Here is a 4,192-nt window from a genome sequence, read left to right as displayed (position 1 = left end):
ATAAATGTTCCGGGCACTCACTCGGGCTGTTCTCTGCTCGGAAATTCCCGCGCTCTTCCCTGGAGTAGGGTGGCGATGGAAAGGACTGGCTGGCTTGCTGAACGAGGCAGGAGGCGCCCGCAGAGCCGCAGCGGATTGAAGGATGCGACCGACGCGAGCATGCGGCACGCTGCCGCCGACCTAGAAAGGAGTCAGCCCCTTGCGAGCGGCATCGCAAAACGTGGCGCTGACCTTCGGCTCGCCGACGAGCCAAGTCGGGTGCGAGGTGATGGCCGCAGCGGTCGAACACGGAGATTGAATAATTGCCGGTCGTCGCCATCCGCTGCTGCGAAACAAAGCCCGCTCGCGGCTAAGCCGGTTCTCGGGAGGCGAATTCAACAGGAGCGCGCGGCGCACCCTCATCTATTCGAAAATATCATGGCCCGATCTGGGGCGACCACTACCAGTAAGGTCGCACCCCTCCCGCAACGGCCACTAGGCAGGTTTGCACCTCTCAAAATTCGCGTGAACGTCGGCCTTCGGCATTGAAAAACTTTAACAGTAAAGCGCAATTTTCTGGCAGGGAGTACGCGGAACCATGCTGGAGCGCCACTCATGTCAGTCTATGCAGTTTGGAATAACAAAGGGGGAGTCGGAAAGAGCTATCTGACTTTCCAGATCGCAGCCGAATACGCACGTACCCATCCGAATGAGAAGGTGCTTGTGATCGATCTATGCCCGCAATCGAATTCGTCGAGTATGCTTCTGGGTGGGATCATTGAGGGCGAAAGGCACTTGGATCAGATTGCCCTTACGGCTGCGGCGCGTCGGAAAACGATCGCAGGGTACATCGAAGAACGAATTCTCAGCCCTTATATGAGTCCGAATGTGGGAGCCTCATACGTGTCTAAGGTGCGGCCTTTCAACGAGACGATTCCAGATAACCTATATCTGGTCGTCGGCGATGAGGAGCTTGAAATTCAAGCTTCCCGTGTCGCGAATGCAACCACACCGGGACCAGCAGACGCGTGGCGAATCGTGCACTTTTGGATATCTGATCTGATCGCGGATATTCGCCGCTCGTGGGGCGTGCAAGATTCGACCGTCTTTATCGACTGCAATCCCAGCTTCACGGTCTACACAGAGCTTGCCATGTCAGCCTCAGACAACCTCATCATTCCATTCTCAGCGGATGGATCGTCCAAGCGTGCAGTTAAGGCTGTGCTTGCATTACTCTACGGGATAACCCGCATTGCCGGTGCTCCGCAATCGCAGTTCTTCCTTGAATCCCAGCGCTGGAGAATGTCGATACCGCGGATCTATAGCTACGTGGGCAACCGGCTAACCCAAATGAATTTGGGAGCTGCCGGTGCATTTAAAACTGTTGTCAATGAGATCGGCGCCGAAATCTGGAACGTCTGGAAGAGTAACCCGAACTTATTCGCCATTCACCCAGCCGGCACACAAATTCCTTCTTCGCAGCGGGATTTTCGGCGCATGTTTCAGGCGGAAATCAATGATGCCAATACCGCCTCGGTGATTTCGGGCGCGCTCGGCATCCCAATTATGGGATTGCATGCGGGCACCAAGAATCTAGCCGGCAGAACTATCACAGTAAATCAGTCGCAGCTCGACAGGCAAAAACCCAATATCAGCGACTTTGTCAAAACGATAATTTGAAGTGGAAAGTTGCGCAGAACTTAGATCTGATCTGGCGAGTTGTTCAGCTACGGGAATGTGAGGCTCTGGTGCTGCAGGAGCATCTGCTCCATGGTATTGATCGCCCGTTGGCGACGCTGGGGTCGGCTATTGCACTGCGGACAATGCTATTGCAGGCGTTCTACTCGACCCGCTTTGATGAACGCCCTTGGAATGCCGGTCAAGGTTCATGACTTCCATTCTATAGTGCGGCATGCCCCGCCTGGCACAGATGCCAGCGGGGCATTTCTCAACGTCTTAGAAGTCGGCGCCTGCGGGCATGGCGGGCGCGGCTTCCTTCTTCGGCTTGTCCGCTGCACTCGACAATGTCGAGTGCCAGACCGCGACCGGAAACACCCATTCTGGGTACGCAATCCAGGTGGATCAGGCTGTATCCGGCATCTCAGCTCTTCTCAAGAGTCTGTGGCCCGCTTAGGACAGTAAGTGGCCTGATTAAGCCAGACGGCGGCGCCAAGCCGCAATCTGGGGTTGTCATGCGGGTGTTAGCAGAGTACGGTATAGCCGGGATCGTGATGATACAGCAAGAAGCACTTTGTCCGTCCTGCATTGACGGCAGTGCTACAAAGGTTGACGGGCGAGACATGCGGTCTTTTCCGCAGCCGAACAGCAAGGATCCCATCACCACTGTTTTGCTCAAGGATCCGCCTGGCGGGCACAGCAGTGACAACCGCATATGTGCATCAATAGCCTCCTTGCTGCGCATTCTACTCGAGGAACAGGAGACAACACCCTATGCCTGCCGATGTACTACCCGTCGCCACTGATGTCCCATGGTCGGACAGCCTGACGGCTTACGATAAGGCGCATTTCACCATCTACATGCGGTTCCTGGATGCTGCCGCTGACAACGCCAGCTACGAGGAAATGGCCGACCTCATCCTTGGCATCGACCTGGAGCGTGAACCGGAACGCGCCCGCAACGCGGCGCGCAGCCATCTCGACCGGGCGAACTGGATGGTGACAACCGGCTACAAGGAACTATTCGCTAACTGACCAGCTTATGGCGCCAGGCCCACCCCATAGCGCTCGGCTATCCGCCAGAACCAGTCCTGATCGAGGTCGACGTCGCGTGCGGCCTCCGCGATTGCATTGGCCGATCGCTCAAACAGCGCATAGCAGAGTTCGGCATCATCATGCCGAGCATGGAAGGCGAGGCCGTCCGCGCCAGCGGGATGCCGTGCGAGCGCGATCGACCACGCCTGCGGCACGTCATAAGGCAATCCCCCGTGTGCGATTTCGGCGGTTGCCCCAAGGCGAGCGAGACCAGGCCCGGCGAGCCGGATCAATTTCAGATCTCGTTTGATTTGGAGGCGAACGTAGGCCTTCCGCTTAAGGAGATCCGTATCGATGAGCGTGCGCCCAGGCGTTCTTAGAAACGTCTCGGCGAACGCGCCATGGATCTTTCTTGCCGCATAGAGAACACCATAGGAGGCGTCGGGAGCATTGAACCGCCCTTGGCTCGACCTGTCAAAGAAGATCGGCTCCCACTTGGCGGTGTAGAACCGGTGAATTTCCTGCCCTGCCCGTAGATTCACTAGCTTGGGCCGGCGCTTGTCCAGATCTGCGGGAGGAATTGGCCCACTCATGCCCCCTGCTTACCGTGCCGCCTCGCGGCTTCAAGCACGAAATCGAGTTGGCCGGATTTGAGCAGCTCAATGGGTTTGCGATTGCCCAGTCTTACATCTGGAAGGGTAAGGAAATTGAGCACCGTCCAGGAATTGCTGGTCCGCAACGCCTCACGAATGGCTTTGAGCCCGGGCACTACAGTGCCGTCGCGGTTGAACTGCAAAGTGGGGTAGCTGCGCCGGTTGCTCGGGCCGGGAACGGCAAGCAATGACCCGTCCTGCACGCGCTTGTCGATTGCCTGCCGGGAGACGCCGCGCATGAGGGTGCGGACCTCGTCGAGGTCATAGGCGCCGCCTGCCTCGCGAAGATCCTGCTGCGCGATACGAACACCTTCGAGCATCGCACGGCTGCGTGCATCGGGCTCGAATGCGGACTTATCCACCAGCGGCTCGCGCTCGACCTGGGTGTGACGTGCGGCTTGCTCGATGACTTCGGTGACGCGATCCACGCGACCGCGTACCGACTTCCTGATCGCGCTGACAGATTCCGGCTTTTCGGATATGATCGCTACGCGTGCGCCGGCCGGCAGCTTGAACCCGGACAGCGCCTTGATCGGGTCGCCCTTCATCGTGAACATTGTCAGCACGCCCCTGCCGCGCGCTTTTGCGGTGACGGACGATGCTTTTACTTGCGCTTTGTCTGCCATGGTCCTACCTCCTCTGATGAGAAACATACGGGTGCTGAGCAACTTTGTCAACTAGAGCAACCTGGACAAGCGACCTATTACCATGAGCACAAGTCCTTTTGGGAGGGCATCTCGCAGCTCCGATGTCGCCGTGGCAGCATAACCCGGGCTAGTCTGGGGAGCCTGCTCGTCTCCGCTCCCGCGGGGCAGCCGGCCTTGCTTGCCGCGCGCCCACTCCTATGA

At 58.0% G+C, this 4,192-nt stretch carries 4 protein-coding genes; 2 read left to right on the top strand and 2 right to left on the bottom strand.

Annotation, left to right across the window (positions count from 1 at the left end):
• The first annotated feature begins 594 nt into the window (after nt 1–594).
• Complete coding sequence (locus tag EOA23_RS32120; protein ID WP_126064552.1) at nt 595–1,659, top strand: ParA family protein; 1,065 nt, start codon at nt 595–597, stop codon at nt 1,657–1,659.
• A gap of 771 nt (nt 1,660–2,430) precedes the next feature.
• Nucleotides 2,431–2,691, top strand: a complete 261-nt coding sequence (locus tag EOA23_RS32115) for a DUF2285 domain-containing protein (RefSeq protein ID WP_127307038.1) — start codon at nt 2,431–2,433, stop codon at nt 2,689–2,691.
• Nucleotides 2,692–2,696: 5 nt separating this feature from the next.
• Here EOA23_RS32115 and EOA23_RS32110 read toward each other — a convergent pair whose 3' ends face one another.
• Together EOA23_RS32110 and EOA23_RS32105 are read right to left on the bottom strand one after the other, a co-directional pair.
• Entirely contained in the window at nt 2,697–3,284 is a 588-nt protein-coding gene (locus EOA23_RS32110; protein ID WP_127307037.1) for an RES family NAD+ phosphorylase, read from the bottom strand.
• Nucleotides 3,281–3,970, bottom strand: a complete 690-nt coding sequence (locus tag EOA23_RS32105; RefSeq protein WP_245474414.1) for a hypothetical protein — start codon at nt 3,968–3,970, stop codon at nt 3,281–3,283. The genes EOA23_RS32110 and EOA23_RS32105 overlap by 4 nt, the downstream gene beginning before the upstream one ends.
• Nucleotides 3,971–4,192 lie beyond the last annotated feature (222 nt).

The organism is Mesorhizobium sp. M2A.F.Ca.ET.042.01.1.1 (assembly GCF_003997405.1).
Taxonomy (GTDB): Bacteria; Pseudomonadota; Alphaproteobacteria; order Rhizobiales; family Rhizobiaceae; genus Mesorhizobium.
The sequence above is the reverse complement of the archived record's forward strand: the minus strand, read 5'-3'. Positions and strand labels throughout refer to the sequence as shown.

Coding starts and splice junctions, on each gene's coding strand:
- EOA23_RS32120 (WP_126064552.1), top strand. CDS start 595: ATGTCAGTCTATGCAGTTTGGAATAACAAAGGGGGAGTCGGAAAGAGC.
- EOA23_RS32115 (WP_127307038.1), top strand. CDS start 2,431: ATGCCTGCCGATGTACTACCCGTCGCCACTGATGTCCCATGGTCGGAC.
- EOA23_RS32110 (WP_127307037.1), bottom strand. CDS start 3,284: ATGAGTGGGCCAATTCCTCCCGCAGATCTGGACAAGCGCCGGCCCAAG.
- EOA23_RS32105 (WP_245474414.1), bottom strand. CDS start 3,970: ATGGCAGACAAAGCGCAAGTAAAAGCATCGTCCGTCACCGCAAAAGCG.